Source organism: Delftia sp. K82 (assembly GCF_002193035.1).
GTDB classification, from domain to species: domain Bacteria; phylum Pseudomonadota; class Gammaproteobacteria; order Burkholderiales; family Burkholderiaceae_C; genus Comamonas; species Comamonas acidovorans.
This window is the reverse complement of record NZ_MYFL01000001.1, coordinates 335158-350348: the sequence shown is the minus strand read 5'-3', so window position 1 is coordinate 350348 and position 15191 is coordinate 335158. Positions and strand designations below refer to the sequence as shown.

General features: G+C 64.9%; 14 protein-coding genes. 6 read left to right on the top strand and 8 right to left on the bottom strand.

Annotated elements, in window-relative coordinates:
* Positions 1 to 10: 10 nt before the first annotated feature.
* Together KDK82_RS01510 and KDK82_RS01505 are read right to left on the bottom strand one after the other, a co-directional pair.
* The gene (locus tag KDK82_RS01510; RefSeq protein WP_179217834.1) at positions 11 to 2488 is read right to left on the bottom strand and encodes a DUF11 domain-containing protein; all 2478 of its coding nucleotides are present in this window, start codon (positions 2486 to 2488) and stop codon (positions 11 to 13) included.
* Between the two features lie 436 nt (positions 2489 to 2924).
* Positions 2925 to 3200, bottom strand: a complete 276-nt coding sequence (locus KDK82_RS01505) for a hypothetical protein (RefSeq protein ID WP_088163865.1) — start codon at positions 3198 to 3200, stop codon at positions 2925 to 2927.
* 72 nt (positions 3201 to 3272) lie between these two features.
* Here KDK82_RS01505 and hemA point away from each other — a divergent pair, with 72 nt between their 5' ends.
* The 5 genes from hemA to KDK82_RS01480 all read left to right on the top strand — a co-directional run bounded on the left by hemA (position 3273) and on the right by KDK82_RS01480 (position 8723).
* The gene (gene hemA / locus KDK82_RS01500) at positions 3273 to 4598 is read left to right on the top strand and encodes a glutamyl-tRNA reductase (protein ID WP_012207273.1); all 1326 of its coding nucleotides are present in this window, start codon (positions 3273 to 3275) and stop codon (positions 4596 to 4598) included.
* A gap of 173 nt (positions 4599 to 4771) precedes the next feature.
* A complete protein-coding gene (gene prfA / locus KDK82_RS01495) occupies positions 4772 to 5854 on the top strand; it encodes a peptide chain release factor 1 (RefSeq protein WP_063328226.1) in 1083 nt (360 codons plus the stop codon).
* A gap of 10 nt (positions 5855 to 5864) precedes the next feature.
* Positions 5865 to 6722 (top strand): peptide chain release factor N(5)-glutamine methyltransferase, encoded by an 858-nt coding sequence (gene prmC / locus KDK82_RS01490; RefSeq protein WP_088163864.1) that lies wholly within the window; start codon positions 5865 to 5867, stop codon positions 6720 to 6722.
* A gap of 116 nt (positions 6723 to 6838) precedes the next feature.
* The gene (gene grxD, locus KDK82_RS01485) at positions 6839 to 7162 is read left to right on the top strand and encodes a Grx4 family monothiol glutaredoxin (protein WP_012207276.1); all 324 of its coding nucleotides are present in this window, start codon (positions 6839 to 6841) and stop codon (positions 7160 to 7162) included.
* Between the two features lie 187 nt (positions 7163 to 7349).
* Positions 7350 to 8723, top strand: a complete 1374-nt coding sequence (locus KDK82_RS01480; protein ID WP_088163863.1) for a hemolysin family protein — start codon at positions 7350 to 7352, stop codon at positions 8721 to 8723.
* Positions 8724 to 8777: 54 nt separating this feature from the next.
* On the opposite strand, the gene KDK82_RS01475 is transcribed toward KDK82_RS01480, so the two are convergent.
* Positions 8778 to 9431 carry a lytic transglycosylase domain-containing protein gene (locus KDK82_RS01475; protein WP_034396910.1) on the bottom strand — a complete coding sequence of 218 codons (654 nt, stop codon included), beginning with the start codon at positions 9429 to 9431 and terminating at the stop codon, positions 8778 to 8780.
* A complete protein-coding gene (locus KDK82_RS01470; protein WP_088163862.1) occupies positions 9428 to 11173 on the bottom strand; it encodes a proline--tRNA ligase in 1746 nt (581 codons plus the stop codon). The genes KDK82_RS01475 and KDK82_RS01470 overlap by 4 nt, the downstream gene beginning before the upstream one ends.
* 93 nt (positions 11174 to 11266) lie before the next feature.
* On the opposite strand from KDK82_RS01470, the gene KDK82_RS01465 reads away from it, so the two are divergent.
* A complete protein-coding gene (locus tag KDK82_RS01465; protein WP_012207280.1) occupies positions 11267 to 11956 on the top strand; it encodes an RNA pyrophosphohydrolase in 690 nt (229 codons plus the stop codon).
* Positions 11957 to 12022: 66 nt separating this feature from the next.
* On the opposite strand, the gene proB is transcribed toward KDK82_RS01465, so the two are convergent.
* The 4 genes from proB to rplU all read right to left on the bottom strand — a co-directional run bounded on the left by proB (position 12023) and on the right by rplU (position 15104).
* Entirely contained in the window at positions 12023 to 13171 is a 1149-nt protein-coding gene (proB, locus tag KDK82_RS01460; protein WP_012207281.1) for a glutamate 5-kinase, read from the bottom strand.
* An 83-nt stretch (positions 13172 to 13254) separates the two neighbouring features.
* The gene (gene cgtA / locus KDK82_RS01455; RefSeq protein ID WP_012207282.1) at positions 13255 to 14370 is read right to left on the bottom strand and encodes an Obg family GTPase CgtA; all 1116 of its coding nucleotides are present in this window, start codon (positions 14368 to 14370) and stop codon (positions 13255 to 13257) included.
* A gap of 149 nt (positions 14371 to 14519) precedes the next feature.
* Positions 14520 to 14777, bottom strand: a complete 258-nt coding sequence (gene rpmA / locus KDK82_RS01450; protein WP_012207283.1) for a 50S ribosomal protein L27 — start codon at positions 14775 to 14777, stop codon at positions 14520 to 14522.
* 15 nt (positions 14778 to 14792) lie between these two features.
* Positions 14793 to 15104 carry a 50S ribosomal protein L21 gene (gene rplU, locus KDK82_RS01445; RefSeq protein WP_012207284.1) on the bottom strand — a complete coding sequence of 104 codons (312 nt, stop codon included), beginning with the start codon at positions 15102 to 15104 and terminating at the stop codon, positions 14793 to 14795.
* Between the last annotated feature and the right edge of the window lie 87 nt (positions 15105 to 15191).

The window sequence follows — 15191 nt, the reverse complement described above, 5'->3', positions numbered from 1 at the left end:
GAGAGCTGGCTTACCCAGGCCGTCGGGCAGACCTGCCGCGCAGTTGCAGCGCGGCAAAGGCTGCCAGCGCCATGCCCAGCAGACCCAGCATGCTGCGCGAGTCCACCGGCACCGGCCTCGCGCCGGGCGCGGGCAGCGAGAAGCTCGCGCTCGCTGAGCAAGGCGATGCCTCGGTACACGCGGGATCTCCGCCGCCCCACACCTGGACCGTATTGCCGCCCGAAGTCGCGCCAGGTGTCACGGTCACGGGAATGGTGAACCTGATCTCTGCCGCCCGGCCAACCGCAGTGACTGCACCTGGCGCCCGCCCAGGCAGGCCCGCAGCGATCTCGCAGCTCACCGTCTGCCCGCTCGCCGTGCAACCGGCAGGCAAGCTGCCGAGAGTCAGCCCTGCAGAGACCACATCCCTCACCTGGATGGGAGCCGTTGTCGCCACCGGCCCGGCATTGCCCACGGTGATGACGTAGTTGACCGTCTTGCCGGGTTCGGAGTGCTTGGCGCTGGCCTCCAGCCCCACCACCAGCTTGGGCGGCCTGGCCGTGCTCACCACGGTGCAGTCCAGCAAATCGCCTGCGGCAGGCGTGATGGCGGGCCATTGCAGCGCGGAGGCCGTCGCCGTGCCGGCCCCGCTCGGCAGCGCCGTGGTGGAGCCTGCCGAGCCGTTGGTGCAGCTCAACTCAGCTACGTAGCCATCTGGCACCAGATCAGGCCCGGAGCCATTGGCCTTGAGCACCTCGGTGAACTGCAGCGCCGCGCCCGCAGGCACCACGATTTGCGCGGTGGATGCGCTGGTAGCAGCACCCGCCGTGGTTGCCATGCCGGCTGTGGCGCCGCCCGAGGTTATCTTCACCTGGAACTGGTCCGTGGATGCGACCCGGCTTGCCACCTGCTGCGTCAGCATGACGCGCGCAGTTGGCGGCGTATCGACGCAGGCCTCGGACTGCACGCTGGCTGGCGTGCCATTGAGAACGGTGGCCGTTGCCAGCCCGAACAAGCCGGTTCCCGCACCCGCGCAGGCCCGCACGCCAGCGGCCGGCAGGACGCTGAAGCGCACGACCAGGGTGTAGGTATCCACAGCCCCGCTCTCCAGTGAGCGCCGCGTCTGGTTCAGCTTCCATGGGCCCGCGCCTGCCGGCAGCTTGCCAGGCAGATTGTCGCCACAACTGGAAACCGAACCCGAGCTGGAACAGGACAAGGACTGCACGCTGACGGAGCCGATGCCGGGATCCGTGGCCAGGGCATCGCTCAGGTCATAGGCCAGTTCGGCACCCGTTGCATTGCTGGCCCTGACCGTGTAGGCAACGTCGTACTGGGACAGCGATCCGGCAACCGGCACAGGCTCGCCAACGGCTCTGGCAAGATCCAGCCCCCCGTCAATGATGGTGTACTCGGACTCCACCACCGGTGCATCGCCGCAGGCCGCATTCGACGCACGCAGGTAGCTGGGAAGCGGGCCGGGAGCTTCCTGGATCGCGAAGCGGATGGTCTTGCCGGGCTCCGCGACCGAATCCTTGATGATGCTCACCGGCAGCGCGATCAGCGATCCGGCGCCGGCGCCGTCGTACAGGCCCGCCGGTATGCGGATGGTCAGCGTATCCGTTCCACTCGGCGTGGAATAGTCCACCGCCGCTCCGGTGGCGCCACCGGGGCCGATGGCCGTTCCGCCCACAATGCGCACGACGACGTCGAAGGCCGTGGTCACGTTGCCGTTGATGCGCAGCCGGGGCAGGTTGTTGCCCTCCGATTCGCGTGCCGCCGTGGCGGCGCTGACGAAGTCGACGAAGGGCGTGATGCCAATCTGCACACCGTCGAGGAAGTTGCCGTAGGCCTTGTCTCCACCGGCAGCGCTGATGGATTCAAATCCCAGGCTTGCCGCGCCCGTCTCCCCTCCATAGGCGAAACTGCCGGCGTAGTCCACCCAGCCAGTGGGGTTGGCGCCTGCCATGTGGGGCTGCGCAGACACATCATGATGGAAAAGCACCAAGTTGTTCTGGTGCTGGGTGGGTACCTCAAACGTGCCGTCCGTTCCGGAAGTGATATCTACCACCGGCTCTGTCGACGAATTGCCACTGGTAATGTTGAGTTGTGCCACATCGGTGCCCAAGCGACCGCGGTGGCTGAATTGCCAGCGGATGGTTTCACCCTTTTGCAGGCAAATGTTCTGATAGATCCGTGATGGCACTGCCGCATTCAATTCGGCATACGCGGCCCCCTGTCGCGCTACCACGCCGGAACTGGAGCCCTTGCGTAATTCGATCAAGCGGCCGCTCTTGTAACTGGGGCTGGCGCAGTTTCCGCGCCCCGTCATGTCAGGATGCGTCGTCTCCCAGCCCGGCACCTCGTCGCTGGAGGTTTCCACGGAACACTCGGCTGCGGCCGTGTCCGAGCTCAGTACCGGCAATTCAAAGCCTTCATTGATGAAGCTGCGCTGCACTTGCGCCCAGCCCGGTGACGCCACGCCGGACAAGACCATTGCGAGCAAGAGCACACAGCGGCGCGAAGCCGCATTCCCACAAAAATACCGTTGAGGCATTGACCCTCCCATGAGTCGATTCAGATCCAAAAGGAATCCATCGATGAGAGGCTGCGCCCCGCAGTGCGGCATTTGCCCATCCACCCAGTACAGCCTGGCACTACCGAATTCGGGAGAGACGATGCGGGGATGGCAGATAGAAGAGCTGCTGATGTGCAGCAAGCGTGCGCTACTGTGCGCCTAGCGCCACTCATCGATAGAAAAAGGCTTTCGATAATCAATGAGCGGCGCAAGAAAATCTATCAGACTGCTCTGAAAATAACTCTAGGAATGCTCCGGGCCTGCAGTGCTGCGCCATGGACCCGGCAAAGTGGCTGCGGGCGCATGGCCGGCCGCCCCACGGATCCGTTGACCTGGATCAATCTTCTGTGTCGGGGTTTGGTCTCGCTGATCAGCGCCAGCCGCGCGAAAGCACCCACTGGCAAAGCGCCATCACGAGGACCAGGGCGGTGTAGGTGGCCATCTTTGCATCGCGCCCGAACCACCACAAACCGGCCAGCAACACCAGCGCACCAACAACCAAATTGATAGCAACCTGCAACCACCAGACAAGGGATTGCTGCGATTTTCCATAGATCAAAAGCGCGCAGAACATCAGGGCCGGCGACAGGAAAAGTGCAGGCGCCAGGAAGTTCAGCCAATGATTCGTACTCGCAATCCATCCCATGTGCGGGCTCCGATTCCAGGGTGTTGTACTCAGGGATGCCTGAAACTGCGCGAAATTTTATAATCCCGGGTTATGGCAGTCTGGGCACTCGGCATCAACCACCACACGGCTCCGCTTGATATGCGGGGTCGTTTCGCGTTCGCGCTCGACCAGATCGTGCCCACGCTGCAGGGCCTGCGCGAATCGCTGACCGGCCCCGGCCGCCAGCACAGCGCCGTCGAGACCGCCATCCTCTCCACCTGCAACCGTACCGAGATCTACTGCGCGGCCGAAATGCCGGCCATGGACCACACCCTGCACTGGCTGGCCAACAGCGGCGGTATTTCGTCCGAATTGCTGCGCTCGCACTCCTATCTGCTGGAAGACGGCCATGTGGCGCGCCATGCCTTCCGCGTGGCCAGCGGGCTCGATTCCATGGTGCTGGGCGAGGCCCAGATCCTGGGCCAGATGAAGAATGCCGTGCGCGCCGCAGAGAACGCAGGCGCCCTGGGCAGCACGCTGAACCAGTTGTTCCAGCGCAGCTTCGCGGTGGCCAAAGAAGTGCGCAGCTCCACCGAGATCGGCGCCCACAGCATCAGCATGGCTGCTGCCGCCGTGCGGCTGGCCGGCCAGCTGTTCGAAGACCTGTCCCAGATCCGCGTGCTGTTCGTGGGCGCGGGCGAGATGATCGAGCTGGTCTCCACCCACTTCGCGGCCCGCCACCCCAAGCAGATCATGATCGCCAACCGCACGCTGGAGCGCGGCGAGAAGCTGGCTGCCCAGTTCGGCGCCGGCACCATGCGGCTGGCCGACCTGCCCGACCATCTGCATGAATACGATGCCGTGATCAGCTGCACGGCGTCCAGCCTGCCCATCATCGGCCTGGGCGCCGTGGAAAGCGCGCTCAAGAAGCGCAAGCACCGCCCCATGTTCATGGTCGATCTGGCCGTACCGCGCGATATCGAATCCGAGGTCAAGGACCTGCGCGACGTCTACCTCTACACCGTGGACGATCTGGCCACCGTGGTGCGCACGGGCCAGGCCCAGCGCCAGGCAGCGGTCGAGCAGGCCGAAGTCATCATCGACCACGGCGTGCAAAGCTTCATGCACTGGCTGGACCAGCGCCGCCCGCAGGCCGGCGTGGTGCCGCTGATCCGCCAGCTCAACACCCAGACCGATGAATGGCGTGCGCTGGAGATTGCGCGCGCCAAGAAGCTGCTGGCCAAGGGCGAAGACATCGACACCGTGCTGGAAGCCCTGTCGCGCGGCCTCACGCAGAAAATGCTGCACGGCACCCTGGCCGAGCTGCACAAGGGCGATGCCGACCAGCGCAGCCAGACCATGGACACGGTCTCGCGCCTGTTCCTGCGCTCGGCCCAAAGCGGCCCGCGCGGCACGGCCCCCGACAAGGCTCTCTAGCGGCGCTCGCCGCCCCTGCGCAGGGCCGCGCGCCAGCGGGCCTCTGGCGCCCCGGCTGCACTTGCGGCCCCTCCCCGCCTCTCCCGGTTTTTACGGCCCATCCGCCCTTCCAGGCCCCCACGTTTCCCGCCGCAGTGCTGCCCGAGCAGCCCTTCGCACCACCGCCCCACACCATGCAAGACTTTCTGCGCCAACAACTGGAGCGCTACGCCCAGCGCCTTGAAGAACTCAACTTCCTGCTTTCGCGCGAAGACATCATGGGCGACATGAAGCAGTACCGCGCCATCTCGCGCGAGCACGCGGACGTCACCGCCATTGCAGGCCGCTATGCGCGCCACCGCCAGCGCGAGGCCGATCTGGCCGCCGCGCGGGACATGCTCTCCGACCCCGACATGGCCGACATGGCGCAGGAGGAAATCGCCAGCGCCGAGGCCGAGCTGGTCCAGCTTGAGGACGAGCTGCAGCGCCTGCTGCTGCCCAAGGACCCCGACGACGCGCGCAACGCCTACCTCGAAATCCGCGCAGGCACGGGCGGCGACGAATCGGCCCTGTTCGCAGGCGACCTGGCCCGCATGTACACGCGCCACTGCGACGCCGTGGGCTGGAAGGTCGAGATCATGAGCGCCAACGAGAGCGAGCTGGGCGGCTACAAGGAAGTGGTGCTGCGCGTGGAAGGCACGGATGTCTACGGTCGCCTGCGCTTCGAATCCGGCGGCCACCGCGTGCAGCGCGTGCCGGCCACCGAGACCCAGGGCCGCATCCACACCAGCGCCTGCACCGTCGCCGTCATGCCCGAGCCGGACGAAACCCAGGCCATCACGCTCAACCCGGCCGACCTGCGCATCGACACCTTCCGCGCCAGCGGCGCCGGCGGCCAGCACATCAACAAGACCGACTCGGCCGTGCGCGTGGTCCACCTGCCCACGGGCATCGTCGCCGAGTGCCAGGACGGCCGCAGCCAGCACAGCAACAAGGCCAAGGCCCTGCAGGTGCTGCAGGCGCGCCTGCAGGAGAAGGAACGCAGCGAACGCGAAGCCAAGGAGGCCGCACTGCGCAAGGGCCTGATCGGCAGCGGCGACCGCAGCGACCGCATCCGCACCTACAACTTCCCGCAGGGCCGGCTCACGGACCACCGCATCAACCTCACCATCTACAAACTGCTGGCCGTGATGGAAGGCGACCTGGGCGATGTGCTCGACGCGTTGCAGGCCGCACGCGAGGCCGAACTGCTGGCCGAGCTGCAGGTCAACAACTGAGGCCCGGGCCATGGCCAATCCACCCATCGTCAAAGAAGCGCTGCAGCAGGCCCAGACCCTGGGGCTTGCGCGCATCGACGCGCAAATGCTGCTGCTGCACGTGCTCGGGCGCCGGTCTGGCGGCCGCGCCTGGCTGCTGACCCATGACGAGGACATGCTGACCGCCCCCCAGGCCGAGGCCTATGCCGCGCTGTGTGCACGCCGCCTTGGCGCGGAACCCGTTGCCTACCTGCTCGGCCACAAGGAGTTCTACGGGCTCGATCTGGCCGTGGACGCGCGTGTGCTCGACCCACGCCCCGATACCGAGACCCTGGTGGACTGGGCGCTGGAGCTCATGCCTGCCCTGTCCCAGGCAGCCCCCGCTTGCCGCGTGGTGGACCTGGGCACCGGCAGCGGCGCCATAGCGCTGGCCCTGCAAAGCCAGCGCCCCGGCGCCACGGTCTGGGCCGTGGATGCCAGCGCCGACGCACTGGCCGTGGCCAGCGCCAATGCCACACGCCTGCAACTGGGCGTGCAGTTCGCGCATGGCAGCTGGCTCCAGCCGCTGGCAGGGCAGGCACCGTTCGACCTCATCGTCAGCAACCCGCCCTATATCCGCGACGACGATCCGCATCTGCAGGCCTTGGCGCATGAGCCACTGTCGGCGCTGGCCAGCGGTGCCGATGGCCTGGCCGATATCCGCGCCATCATCGCCCAGGCGCCCGCGCTGCTGGCCAGCGGCGGCTGGCTGCTGATGGAGCATGGCTGGGACCAGGCCGATGCCGTGGCCGCCCTGCTGTGCCATGCCGGCTTTGGCGACGTGCAGCATCGCCACGACCTGGGCGGCATTGCCCGCTGCACGGGCGGGCAATGGCAAGGGCAGGCCTGAGCGCTGGCCTGGGCGCAGCAATCCCGCATGCTTTCAAAGTCCGCGCCGAGAGTGAAATAATCCCATCCATGCCGCCGCGCCTGCGGCGCCCACCACGACCCCGGAGCACCACACAGATGAGCGACACCCAGCAACGCATCGACCAACTGGTCAAGAGCAACAACATCCTGCTGTTCATGAAGGGCAGCGCCAGCTTTCCCATGTGCGGTTTCTCTGGCCGCGCCATCCAGATCCTCAAGGCCTGCGGCGTGGAAACCAAGGACATCTCCACCGTCAACGTGCTGGAAGACCAGGAAATCCGCCAGGGCATCAAGGACTACAGCAACTGGCCCACGATCCCCCAGCTCTACGTGCAGGGCGAGTTCATCGGCGGCTCGGACATCATGATGGAGATGTACGAGTCGGGCGAGCTGCAGCAGTTGCTGGCACCCAAGGCCTGAGCCTTATCGCACCACGCGCCTTCGGCGCAGCATCGAGCCACCTTCGGGTGGCTTTTTTTCGCCTGTGCCGCGCTGCCGGCAGACTCCCCTGGCATGCCTCAGGGCCAGGGGCATGCGATGTGTGGTCGAATGGTCACATCTTTCACATCCGGAAAAGCGCGCCTGCGCCCGCTTCTCCGCCCTGCCTATGAGTCTGTCCCAAAGTCTGCTGTTGATCGTCACACTGATATTGACCAGTGCCTTCTTCTCCGTGGCCGAGATCTCGCTGGCCGCCTCGCGGCGCCTGCGACTGCGGCAGATGATGGAGGACGGCGAACCCCGCGCCGAACTGGTCATGAAGATGCAGGCCCAGCCGGGCGAATATTTCACGGTCACGCAGATTGGGCTCAATGCCGTCGCCATCCTGGGCGGCGTGGTGGGTGAAGGGGCATTGACCCCCTATCTGGCCGAGCTGCTGATGCTCTGGCTGCCCGACAGCCGTGCGCAGACCGTGGGCTTCCTGCTCTCGTTCGCCAGCGTCACCTCCCTGTTCATCCTGTTTGCCGACCTGCTGCCCAAGCGCCTGAGCATGGCCGAGCCCGAGGCCCTGGCCATCCGCGTGCTGCGCCCCATGCTCTGGTGCATGGCCGTGCTCAAGCCCCTGGTCTGGTGCTTCAACCACCTGGCCGACGCCGTTGCCAAGCTGTTCGGCCTGCCCACGGTGCGCGATGACCGCATCACGCACGAAGACATCCTGGCCATGACCGAAGCCGGCGCGCGCGCCGGCGTGCTGGCCGCGAAGGAGCAGCAGGTGATCGCCAACCTGTTCGAACTGGACTCGCGCACCATCGGCTCGGCCATGACGCAGCGCGACCGCATCGCCTACTTCCACCGCGACGACCCCGATGAACTGATCCGGGTCCGCATTGCCGAGGAGCCTTTTTCCACCTACCCCGTCTGCGACGGCGACATCGACCACATCGTCGGCTATGTCGATGCCAAGGACCTGTTCCAGCGCGCGCTGAACAACCAGTCCCTGTCGCTCATGGACGACTCGCTGGTCCACAAGGTGCTGGTCGTGCCGGACCGCCTGACGCTGGCCGAGGTGCTGGAGCAGTTCCGCCAGGTGCATGAGGACTTTGCCGTCATCGTCAACGAATACAGCCTGGTGGTCGGCGTGGTCACGCTCAATGACGTGATGAGCACGGTGATGGGCGGCCTCGTCAGCCCCGGCGACGAGGAGCAGATCCTGCGCCGCGACGAGAACTCCTGGCTGATCGATGGCGTCACGCCGGTCGAGGATGTGATGCAGGCCCTGGAGCTCGACGAGTTGCCGCATTCCGAGGACTACGAAACCTTGGGCGGCTTCCTCATGGTGATGCTGCGCCGCATTCCCAGGCGCACGGACACCGTGCAATGGGGCGGCTACCGCTTCGAGGTCATGGATGTGGACAGCTACCGTATCGACCAGGTGCTGGTCACACGCATGTCCGGCAGCAGCCCGGCCGCGCCGCCCAATGCAGGCGACACGGCCGCCGCCGTGGCCAAGGTGTCCAGCATGTCGCCGGACACGTCGTCCTGAAAACGCATCAAGGCAGGCCTGCAGGACTGCCGCCAGGCGCCAGCCTGCGGCTCCTCAGGCCGAGCGCGAGGGCTCGATCTCCCAGCGGCGCTGCGCAGCAAACACCGCATTCGGATACTGGGGCTGGCCGCGGCTGCCGTTGTAGCGGCCCAGCGCCATGTAGGCATCGCCGTTTTCACGGTCCAGATAGTGGCGCAGGATGACGCAGCCAAAGCGCAGATTGGTCTGCATGTGGAACAGCTTGCCGATGTCGCCATCGCCGATCAGCCGCATCCAGAACGGCATGATCTGCATATAGCCGCGCGCGCCCACGCTGGAGATGGCGAACTTGCGGAACGCGCTCTCCACCTGCACCAGTCCCATCACCAGCGAGACTTCCAGGCCGGCGCGCTTGGCCTCGTACCAGACGGTCTGCAGGAACTCCAGCCGTGTTGCAAGTTCGGGCTTGCGCGAGCGCAGGCGCTCGCTGCTGGCCGTGAGCCAGCGCAGGTAGTCCATGCGGGCCTCGGTGGAGGCAAAGCGCAGCTCGGGCGGCGCCGATCCCGTGACGGCCGAACTCAGCGCGGTGCGCACCGAATCGGCCAGCGGCTCTTCCAGCTGCCCGCCAGCCCAGGCGGGCGCGGCCACCGCGCCCAGCAACGGCGCAGCACCCAGCGAAGCCGCCAGGCGCAGGCAATCACGGCGCGCTATCACGGGGGCCTGGCTCACAGACCCAGCCTCTGCTTGAGATGGCCCAGCACATCGGCAGCGGCCATCTTGGTCGCTTCCGTGTCGCGGCGATGCTGGTACTCGACCTGGCCTTCCTTGAGGCCCCGGTCGGACAGCACCACGCGGTGCGGCACGCCAATCAGTTCCCAGTCGGCAAACATGGCGCCCGGGCGTTCGCCGCGGTCATCCAGAATCACGTCCACGCCCAGTGCCAGCAGCTCGGCATGCAGCTTCTCAGCGGCTTCCTTCACGGGCTCGCTGCGGTCCATGCCGATGGGGCAGACCACCACGGTGAAGGGCGCAATCGCGTCGGGCCAGATAATGCCGCGCTCATCATGGTTCTGCTCAATGGCGGCAGCGGGCAGGCGCGTCACGCCAATGCCGTAGCAACCCATTTCAAACAGCGAGGGCTTGCCGTTCTCGGCCAGGAAGGTGGCGTTCATGGCCTGGGAGTACTTGGTACCCAGGTAGAACACATGGCCCACTTCGATGCCGCGCTCGATGGCCAGCTCGCCTGCGCCATCGGGGGACTTGTCGCCGGCCACCACATTGCGCAGGTCGGCCACGACATCGGGCTCAGGCAGGTCACGGCCAAAGTTCACGCCGGTGATGTGGAAGTCGGCCTCGTTCGCGCCGCAGACCCAGTCGGCCATCACGGCCACCTCGCGGTCAACGACCAGCTTCACGGGCTTCTTCAGGCCGATGGGCCCCAGGTAGCCGGGCTGGCAACCGAAGTGCTCCTCGATCTCGGCCACCGTGGCAAAGCGGAAGCCCACGTCCAGGCCAGGCACCTTGGCCACCTTGATCTCGTTCATCTCATGGTCGCCACGCAGCAGCAGCAGCCAGACCTGGCTTCCCGCCACATCGCCCTTGTCGTCGAGCTTGTCGGTGGCCAGCACCAGGGACTTCACCGTCTGCGACAGCGGAAGGCCCAGCTGGGCAGCCACGGATTCGCAGGTGCTGTTGCCCGGCGTTGCCACACGGGCCATGGCCTGGGCTGCAGCGGGACGGGGGGCTGCAGGCGCCAGGGCCTCGGCCTTCTCGATATTGGCGGCGTAGTCGCTGCTCGGGCAGTAGACGATGGCGTCTTCGCCCGTGGAGGCGATCACCTGGAATTCCTCGCTCAGATCACCGCCGATGGCGCCGCTGTCGGCACGCACGGCACGGTACTGCAGGCCGAAGCGATCGAAGATGCGCTTGTAGGCCGCGCGCATGGTCTGGTAGCTGATCTGGGCGGTGTCGCGGTCCTTGTCGAAGGAATAGGCGTCCTTCATGATGAACTCGCGGCCGCGCATCAGGCCAAAGCGCGGGCGGCGCTCATCGCGGAACTTGGTCTGGATCTGGTAGAAATTCTTGGGCAGTTGCTTGTAGCTCTTAAGCTCCTGGCGCGCAATGTCCGTCACCACCTCTTCGCTGGTGGGCTGGATCACGAAGTCACGGCCATGGCGGTCCTTGATGCGCAGCAGCTCGGGGCCCATCTTCTCGAAGCGGCCGGTCTCCTCCCACATCTCGGCAGGCTGGACCACGGGCATGGTCACTTCCACGGCACCGGCACGGTTCATTTCCTCGCGCACGATGGCCTCGACCTTGCGGATCACGCGCAGCCCCATGGGCATGTAGTTATAGATGCCTGCGCCCAGCTTCTTGATCAGGCCGGCCCGCGTCATGAGCTTGTGGCTGACCACTTCGGCATCGGCCGGAGCTTCCTTGAGGGTGGAGATGAAAAATTGGGAGGCTTTCATGGATCAGGGGCTTCGCGGGAATCGGGGCAGCGTGCTTGCCGCTGGCAAGGCACCGTGCATAATGGACACAATTCAGAAAATTGGGGTTCGATTATGCTTGACCGGGACGGATTTCGCCCGAACGTCGGCATCATCCTGCTCAACCAAAAGAACCAGGTGTTCTGGGGCAAGCGCATCCGCACCCACAGCTGGCAGTTTCCACAGGGCGGCATTGACCGGGGGGAGACACCCGAACAGGCCATGTTCCGGGAACTGCATGAGGAAGTGGGGTTGATGCCCAACCACGTTCGCGTGGTCGCCCGCACCCGGGACTGGTTGCGCTACGAGGTGCCAGACCGGTACATCCGCCGCGATGCGCGCGGACACTACAAAGGCCAGAAGCAGATCTGGTATTTGCTGCAACTCATGGGTCACGACTGGGATTTGAACCTGCGTGCCACCGACCACCCCGAATTCGACGCCTGGCGCTGGAACGACTACTGGGTGCCACTGGATGTGGTGGTGGAGTTCAAACGCGGCGTCTACGAGATGGCCCTGACCGAGCTGGCACGCTTTTTGCCACGGGGCGAGCAGCAGCGCAACCGCTATCTTCGCAGCGGCATGCGCCCCAGGGAAGCCCATGAAACAGGCCCCGAAACCTATGGCGCCCCAGGCTTGCATCCGGCGCGCTCAGGCAGCTTTCGCGTCAATCCCGGCATGGAGTTGCCGCCTGGTGCCTGCTTCGATCCTGATCCACAGTCAGGGCAGCAGCAGGTCTTGCACCCCGATCCAGGCAAGGCCTGAAGCCAAAGGCTCCATGCAAAAGCGCACCCGAGGGTGCGCTTTTTCTTTGCCCCGATTGCGCAGGCATCAGTGCCCGGCAATCACCATGTTGTCGCGGTGCACCATCTCCGGGCCTGCGGAATAGCCCAGCAGGCGCTCGATCTCCACCGAGCTCTTACGACAAAGCAGACGCGCCTCGGCACTTGCATAGTTGGCCAGACCACGCGCCACCTCGATGCCCAGCGCATCGCGCACGGCAATCACATCGCCGCGGGCGAATTCGCCATCCACATTCACCATGCCGATGGGCAGCAGGCTCTTGCCTTCGTCGCGCAGCTTGGCCACGGCACCGGCATCCACGGACACAGAACCGCGCAGTTGCAGATGGTCAGCAATCCACTGCTTGCGCGCCTGGTTCTTGTGGGTCTGCGCCACGAGCAGCGTGCCAATGGACTCGCCCGCAGCCAGACGCACCAGCACGTCCTGTTCACGGCCCCAGGCGATGACGGTTGAAGCACCCGACCCCGCCGCACGTTTGGCCGCGAGGATCTTGGTGATCATCCCACCCTTGCCGATGGACGAGCCCGCACCGCCCGCCATCTCCTCCAGTGCAGGATCGCCGGCATTTGCCACGTCGATGAAACGCGCATCGGGATTGCTGCGCGGATCTGCGCTGTAAAGGCCTCGCTGATCGGTCAGGATGACCAGGGCATCGGCTTCGATCAGATTGGCCACCAAAGCACCCAGGGTGTCGTTGTCGCCGAACTTGATCTCATCGTTGACCACGGTGTCGTTCTCGTTGATCACCGGCACGATGCCCAGCTCCAGCAGCGTCAGCAAGGTGTTGCGCGCATTCAGATAGCGCTCGCGGTCCGCCAGGTCGGCATGCGTGAGCAGCACCTGGGCACTGCCCATGCCCTGCTCGCGCAGCTTGGACTCGTACATCTGTATCAGCCCCATCTGGCCCACGGCTGCAGCGGCCTGCAGCTCATGGATCTCCTTGGGCCGCGCGGCCCAGCCAAGGCGCTTCATGCCTTCAGCCACCGCCCCGCTGGAGACCATGATCACCTCGCGCCGCTGACCGCCATGGCTCTCATCCCCGCGCACCAGGGCCGCCAGCTGGCGGCTCCATTCCTGGATGGCGGCTTCGTCAAGACCGCGACCTTCATTGGTCACTAGGCTGGAGCCGACCTTGACCACGATGCGATGGGCATCACGCAACAAGTTGGAAGACATGGATGGATAGTGATTCTTGCAGCGCAGGCCCAGGCAGGCCGCGCCGCTGTTGTGATCAAGGCGATGGGAGCGGCAGGCGGCTCTTACTCGGAATCGCGGGGGGCAAAACGCGGATCGGTGAGATCCACGCCATCACCCTCGACTTCGACGAAGCGCGGATCGATTTCCTTGGGACCGGCCTCGATCTGCTGCTGCTCATGCACATGTTTGTAGATGGTGCGGATCAGCACTTCACAGCCTTCGCGCGTCAGGGCGGAAATCTCGAAGACCGGCCCCTTCCACTTGAAGCGCTTGACGAAGTCCTTGACGCGTGCGGCGCGCTCCTCGGCCGGCACCATGTCCAGCTTGTTGAGCACCAGCCAGCGCGGCTTGTTGTACAGCTCGGCATCGTACTTCTGCAGCTCGCCCACGATGGCCTTGGCCTGAGCCACAGGATCCACGCTGTCATCGAACGGCGCCAGGTCCACCACATGCAGCAGCAATCGGGTGCGCTGCAGATGGCGCAGGAACTGGTGACCCAGGCCCGCACCTTCCGAGGCGCCTTCGATCAGGCCAGGGATGTCGGCCACCACAAAGCTCTGCTCGGCAGCGACGCGCACCACCCCCAAATTGGGATGCAGCGTGGTGAACGGGTAGTCGGCAATCTTGGGACGCGCATTGGAGACCGCGGCAATGAAGGTGGACTTGCCCGCATTGGGCATACCCAGCAGACCCACGTCGGCCAGTACCTTGAGCTCCAGCTTGAGATTCTTGCGCTCGCCAGGCCAGCCCGGTGTCTTTTGCCGAGGCGCGCGGTTGATGGCGCTCTTGAAGCGCAGGTTGCCGTAGCCGCCGTCGCCACCCTTGGCAATGGTGACCACCTCACCGGCCGTCAGCAGCTCGTAGAGCACCTCGCCGGTTTCGGCATCACTGATGATGGTGCCAACCGGCATGCGCAGCGTGATGTCGTTGCCCGCCGCACCAAACATGTCCGAGCCCTTGCCGTGCTCACCGCGCGTGGCATCGTGCCGGCGCGAGAAGCGGTAGTCCACCAGAGTGTTGAGGTTGACATCGGCCACCGCGTAGACATGGCCGCCACGGCCACCGTCTCCACCATCGGGACCGCCAAATTCCTTGTATTTTTCGTGCCGGAATGACACGCAGCCATTGCCGCCGTCACCGGCGGAAATGTCGATATAAGCTTCGTCGACGAACTTCATGAGGCATCCAGTTTACAAAAAGCAGTGTGCACCAGACAGCCCCAGGCCACACCTCAGAGACGGAAAAGAGGGCGAAGGCACGATGCACAACCCTCCTGAAACGACAAAGCCCCGACAGGTCGGGGCTTCGAGCGTCGAAGTGACAGGGCTTAGGCAGCCGTCACATTGACCGTGTGCTTGGACAGTGCACCCTTGACAGCAAACGACACGTGGCCGTCCACCAGAGCGTACAGGGTGTGGTCCTTGCCCACGCCGACGTTGTCGCCGGGATGGAACTTGGTGCCACGTTGGCGCACGATGATCGAGCCGGCCGTGATCAGTTCACCACCGAAAGCCTTCACGCCGAGCATTTTGGGCTTGGAATCGCGCCCGTTTCGCGTAGAGCCGCCGCCTTTTTTCTGTGCCATGACTCAGCTCCTGAATTAAGCAGCGATCGCCACGATCTGCAGCTCTGTGAACTGCTGGCGATGGCCTTGGCGCTTCTGATAATGCTTACGACGGCGCATCTTGAAGATGTGCACTTTGTCGTGCTTGCCGTGAGCAACCACGGTTGCCTTGACAGACGCACCGGACACCAGAGGTGTGCCGACCTTGATTTCAGCGCCGTTGCCGACTGCCAGAACCTGATCGATCACAACTTCTTGGCCTACGTCCGCAGCAATCTGTTCTACCTTGATCTTTTCGCCAGCTGCAACGCGATACTGCTTGCCGCCGGTTTTTATGACTGCGTACATTTAAACCTCTTGAATTTGAGAGTTCCGCGAACGAATTTCCACGGAAGCCGAGGATTCTAGCACGCACTCACATTCTTTGCATGAAGC

Bases quoted from the DNA above. Each gene is read 5' to 3' on its own strand.
- KDK82_RS01505 (WP_088163865.1), bottom strand. From the start codon at position 3,200: ATGGGATGGATTGCGAGTACGAATCATTGGCTGAACTTCCTGGCGCCT.
- hemA (WP_012207273.1), top strand. From the start codon at position 3,273: ATGGCAGTCTGGGCACTCGGCATCAACCACCACACGGCTCCGCTTGAT.
- prfA (WP_063328226.1), top strand. From the start codon at position 4,772: ATGCAAGACTTTCTGCGCCAACAACTGGAGCGCTACGCCCAGCGCCTT.
- prmC (WP_088163864.1), top strand. From the start codon at position 5,865: ATGGCCAATCCACCCATCGTCAAAGAAGCGCTGCAGCAGGCCCAGACC.
- grxD (WP_012207276.1), top strand. From the start codon at position 6,839: ATGAGCGACACCCAGCAACGCATCGACCAACTGGTCAAGAGCAACAAC.
- KDK82_RS01480 (WP_088163863.1), top strand. From the start codon at position 7,350: ATGAGTCTGTCCCAAAGTCTGCTGTTGATCGTCACACTGATATTGACC.
- KDK82_RS01470 (WP_088163862.1), bottom strand. From the start codon at position 11,173: ATGAAAGCCTCCCAATTTTTCATCTCCACCCTCAAGGAAGCTCCGGCC.
- KDK82_RS01465 (WP_012207280.1), top strand. From the start codon at position 11,267: ATGCTTGACCGGGACGGATTTCGCCCGAACGTCGGCATCATCCTGCTC.
- proB (WP_012207281.1), bottom strand. From the start codon at position 13,171: ATGTCTTCCAACTTGTTGCGTGATGCCCATCGCATCGTGGTCAAGGTC.
- cgtA (WP_012207282.1), bottom strand. From the start codon at position 14,370: ATGAAGTTCGTCGACGAAGCTTATATCGACATTTCCGCCGGTGACGGC.
- rpmA (WP_012207283.1), bottom strand. From the start codon at position 14,777: ATGGCACAGAAAAAAGGCGGCGGCTCTACGCGAAACGGGCGCGATTCC.
- rplU (WP_012207284.1), bottom strand. From the start codon at position 15,104: ATGTACGCAGTCATAAAAACCGGCGGCAAGCAGTATCGCGTTGCAGCT.